Source organism: Halococcus morrhuae DSM 1307, assembly GCF_000336695.1.
Classification (GTDB): Archaea; Halobacteriota; Halobacteria; order Halobacteriales; family Halococcaceae; genus Halococcus; species Halococcus morrhuae.
In genome coordinates, this window is the sequence record NZ_AOMC01000075.1 from 1 (window position 1) to 4,171 (window position 4,171).

The following is a 4,171-nucleotide window of genomic DNA, read 5'->3' on the forward strand; positions in this document are numbered from 1 at the left end:
CTGTGGATGAGGTGAACGCCACGGTGGGGCGGGTCCGCCCGACGGGTCACGAGGACGTCGACGAGCAGCTCCGCGCGATCCAGAACCACCTCCACGTCGTGCAGGCCGACCTCGCCAACCCCGAACCCGACGCGGACGACCCGCAGATGACCCACGAGCGCGTCGAGCAGCTGGAGGAGTGGATGGACGCCCACGACGAGGAGCTCGACCCCCTCCAGTCGTTCATTCTTCCAGGGGGCGGCGATAGCGGCGCGCGCCTCCACCACGCCAGAGCGGTCTGTCGGCGGGCCGAGCGTCGCGCGGTCGCGCTCGCTGGCGAGGAAGAGATCAACGAGCAAACCGTGACCTACCTGAATCGGCTCTCGGACGCCCTGTTCACCCTCGCACGCGTGGTGAACCAGCGCGATGGGGCGAGCGAGGAAGCGCCCGACTACTGAAGGCAACGTTTATCTTTCGCGGTCGGAAAGTTCCCCTACGGGTCGGTGATCTAGGCCGGTTATGATACCTCCTTCACACGGAGGAAGTCGGCGGTTCAAATCCGCCCCGACCCACTTTTGCGCCGCAACGCCGTGAGCGAAGCGAAATTTTCCGATTGTTACAGATGTAATTGAATAAGTGTTGTTGGAATTAAACAAAGACCTACAATTAATGAGTGGGTTCATATCACAGTACCTCCACAACATATATTTTCTCTCGTTACAAACAGTATCTATGAATATATCCCAGGTTCGGGTGCAGAATTATAAGATTGTTCGTGATAGTGGATGGGTAAACATTGAAAATGGAATCACGACTCTTATCGGAGAAAATGAAAGTGGAAAAACGTCGATATTAGAAGCAATTGCGTCCTTCTCACACAACCAACCGTACAAAGACGAAAATTTGCATAATCAAAAAGAGTACTCAGATAAAGCTCGGACACCTGTGGTATCAATAAAATTTGAAGTAGAAGACAAAGACCCCGACGATTATCAGCAACTATGCGAAGACAGCAAGCATGATGGCGCAATCATCTTCAAGAAAATGGCCGATGGTACAAAACGTTTCAATGTTGATTTTAATTACGAGGAAATGTCATGGGAGAGAGGAAAATCTGTAGTCTCCACAAGAAACAGAATCAATGAAATCAAAAAATGGCTTGCGAACGCCAACACGAATACCGGAAGTCTCAGATCAGATATAAATGACGTGGGCGATGTGGTGCTCGATAATCCACAAGGTGTACATAGATTACTGATGGAATCAAGAAAAATATTGGAAAATAAAGAGATGAACGAGAGTTCGGATCTAAACTCGATTAACAACTACTTGATAGCAGAGATAGATAGGCTAATAGATAATATTAATACAATAAAATCCAATACTGTAAGCATATTCGATAATTTGGTCGATATAAGATACTACGATGATGTAGAACCGATTGAAGACAAAGTGGACGTGAATAATTTAGAACGAGATGGCCATGAAACACTTTTGAAAATGTTCGAATCTCATGGTATTGATCTGGGAAACAGAGATAAACTCGACAAGGGGAAACTTGCCAGAACCATAAACGACGACATAAACCAAGATATCGGTGATGCAATAAACAATACATGGGGTCAAAAGTCAATCAATTTAGAAATAGATCTAATTGGGGACAAAATAGTAACTAATTTACGAGACGTATCTGTGAGAAGAACAGGCAGCCATAGAGAATATGACGAATATGACAAAGACGTCAACAGACCTTCTGGTCCCCTATCGGAACGAAGTAGAGGTTACAAATGGTTTATCGCATTCTATCTCAATTATAGCGCGGACCTATCCAGTACGGATGGCGATTTGCTACTCTTGTTTGATGACCCAGCTGTTTATCTTCATCCAAAAGGGAAACGTGACTGGCTAAGTGCGATTGAGAAAGTGTCTGAACAAACGCAAGTTGCTTACTCATCTCATTCTCCATTTCTCTTAAGCAAAGAGCATCCAGAACGTCTTCGGATGATTGAGGATATCGGTGAAGAAAATGGGAAACACGGAACACAAGTGGCAAATGACTTTTCTAAGTCAAGTCAGGGAACGTTAGAACCAGTAAGAAAATCATTAGGTATTCGGCTGGGTGATTCTCCATTTGTATCGAATAGAAATGTTTTTGTAGAAGGGTTGAGTGAATACTACATATTGTTTGGATTTTCCCACTACCTCAGACATAAGAAAGGAGAAGAAGATATCTTGGATGTTAGTGAGGTTTCGATAATATCTGTTGACGGAGCTAGGAAAATGAGTACATTCGGTAAGTGGGCAGAATCCGAGGGGTTTGCGTATGCTCTGCTGTTGGACAACGACCGAGAAGGTCAAGATGTAAAGGAAACTATATCAGAAAAGCATACAGAGATTGTACGTGTTTAGCGCGGTCCTCTCGTAGATGCCTCTGCACGTGATTCTGGTTGCTCTCCTCCGAGTATCGACGTCAGTTGATCCGGTNGTACGTGTTTAGCGCGGTCCTCTCGTAGATGCCTCTGCACGTGATTCTGGTTGCTCTCCTCCGAGTATCGACGTCAGTTGATCCGGTGGATCGAGTCCTTGGCGTTCCCACGTCGCCACCATCGTCGAGATTGTCTCGTGGATGCGGACTCCGGTTTCCGACCGGAGTCCGCCGAACATCTTCCGCATCACTACCTGCTCGCGTAGAGCCCGCTCTGCGCGATTGTTCGTCGAATCAACGTCCGGCTCCGTGACGAACGTCAGCCAGCAGCCCAGCCCGTTCCGGATCTTCTCGGCTAACTGCGTCACTTCCTCGGTCTCGTAATCCGCTCTGATCAACTCCTCCAGACACAGCGAAGCCCGCGCCCGCCTCCGCTCGCGAGCGGAGGCAGGCGGGTCCTCCTCGTCGAACGCGGTCAGGTCCTCGTGGAGATCGTGCAGTACCTCCGAGATCGGTTCGGCCTCTTCGTGCCGCTCAGCAACGTACTTCGCCTCTCGGAGCAGATGTGCCCAGCACCGCTGAAGCTTCCCGTGATAGCTCGGATACGCCGACCAGCCGTCACAACTCAGGGTGGCGTCCTCGGCGAGTTCGTCGCCGAGGACGTCCTCCAGCACCTGACTTCCACGGCTCTCGTCGATCGTATAGAAGACGTCCTCGTCAGTCACGAACGTCCAGACCCAGTGCTGGTCGCCGTCGACCGGAAAGCCGGTTTCGTCGCAGTAGATGACGTCGCTGTCACGGACGCTGGCTCGAACGTCCTCGTACGCGGGTCGCAGCCGGTCTGCGACCCGCTCAGTCATGTTGTAGATCGTTGCCGGTGAAACCGGATGGTCGAGCTGCCAGTCGAACAGTTCGGCCTGCTTCCGGTGCGGAAGCCGGCCGTGATNTCAGGATGTTCGGCGACAACTTCGTTGCCACAGGAGCACTCCTGCTTTCCGAGCTCGTATTTCGTGACTTCGGTCGGGATGGGAAGCGGTATATCGACGATGACGCGGGAGACGTACTCGTCGGGATCGGTGAGAACGTGGTCGCAATCGGGACAGTACGCCTCCCCGACCCGGACGGTCCTGTCCGGGTCGGGTGGTGGCCGGGTCGTCCCTTCGTGACCAGGGTTGCGTCCAGGTCCGGACGAGGAGTCGCTGGCGGCGTCGGAGTCGCCGCCAGCTTCGTCATTTTCCTCGTCTTGCTCCGACTCCTCATTCTGTGGCTGTTGTCCGGCACCGTCCTGTTGGCTGGACGGCGTGTGGGCGTTTTCGTACTTCTTGAGGCGGTTTTCAAGCTCCTCGATTCGTTCGTTTTGGACGGCGTTTTGCTGACGAAGAAACGCGTTCTCAGCGAGAAGAGCGAGATCTCGCTGAGGAAGGATTGTCCGACCCGCAGAACGGATCGCCGAGGTCGAACGACCCGGCGATCCGTCAGGCCCGGAAAGCACGATTAGCGGCTGTTCGTCCTGCTCTTCCCTGAGAGCTACGATTTCTCCTTGGCTGTTCCGCTAAACAGATACACGCGGTTTATGCCTCCAGTTACCTCTCGGAAAATCAGACGTGGTTCGGTGAAATACTGCTTCTCTCGCGGTCTTGAAAGCCAGTCGCCATAACTCAGCCATTCGTTTTTCCAGCTAAAGTGGTACCGATGCACGTCTTTTCCGTTCAGCCACTTTCCGTATGTACCGTCTTCTTTTTCATCAGAGTGATAGGCACGATTCTC

Annotated in this window: 3 protein-coding genes, 1 tRNA gene and 1 pseudogene; 3 read left to right on the plus strand and 2 right to left on the minus strand. The window is 51.5% G+C overall.

From position 1 onward, the window contains the following. Positions 1 to 2 precede the first annotated feature (2 nt). From C448_RS05315 to C448_RS15355, 3 genes are all read left to right on the plus strand, one after another. Positions 3 to 437, plus strand: a complete 435-nt coding sequence (locus tag C448_RS05315) for a cob(I)yrinic acid a,c-diamide adenosyltransferase (RefSeq protein WP_004052394.1) — start codon at positions 3 to 5, stop codon at positions 435 to 437. Positions 438 to 476: 39 nt separating this feature from the next. Then, positions 477 to 551, plus strand: a tRNA-Val gene (locus C448_RS05320). 160 nt (positions 552 to 711) lie between these two features. Next, positions 712 to 2,388 (plus strand): AAA family ATPase, encoded by a 1,677-nt coding sequence (locus tag C448_RS15355; RefSeq protein WP_160162777.1) that lies wholly within the window; start codon positions 712 to 714, stop codon positions 2,386 to 2,388. Positions 2,389 to 2,472: 84 nt separating this feature from the next. On the opposite strand, the pseudogene tnpC reads toward C448_RS15355, so the two are convergent. Then, positions 2,473 to 3,896 (minus strand): annotated as a pseudogene (gene tnpC, locus C448_RS15360) (IS66 family transposase). Positions 3,897 to 3,931: 35 nt separating this feature from the next. Continuing rightward, a partial coding sequence (locus C448_RS15365; RefSeq protein ID WP_152415522.1) for a TaqI-like C-terminal specificity domain-containing protein occupies positions 3,932 to 4,171 on the minus strand: 240 nt, incomplete at its 5' end.

Coding starts and splice junctions, on each gene's coding strand:
- C448_RS15355 (WP_160162777.1), top strand. CDS start 712: ATGAATATATCCCAGGTTCGGGTGCAGAATTATAAGATTGTTCGTGAT.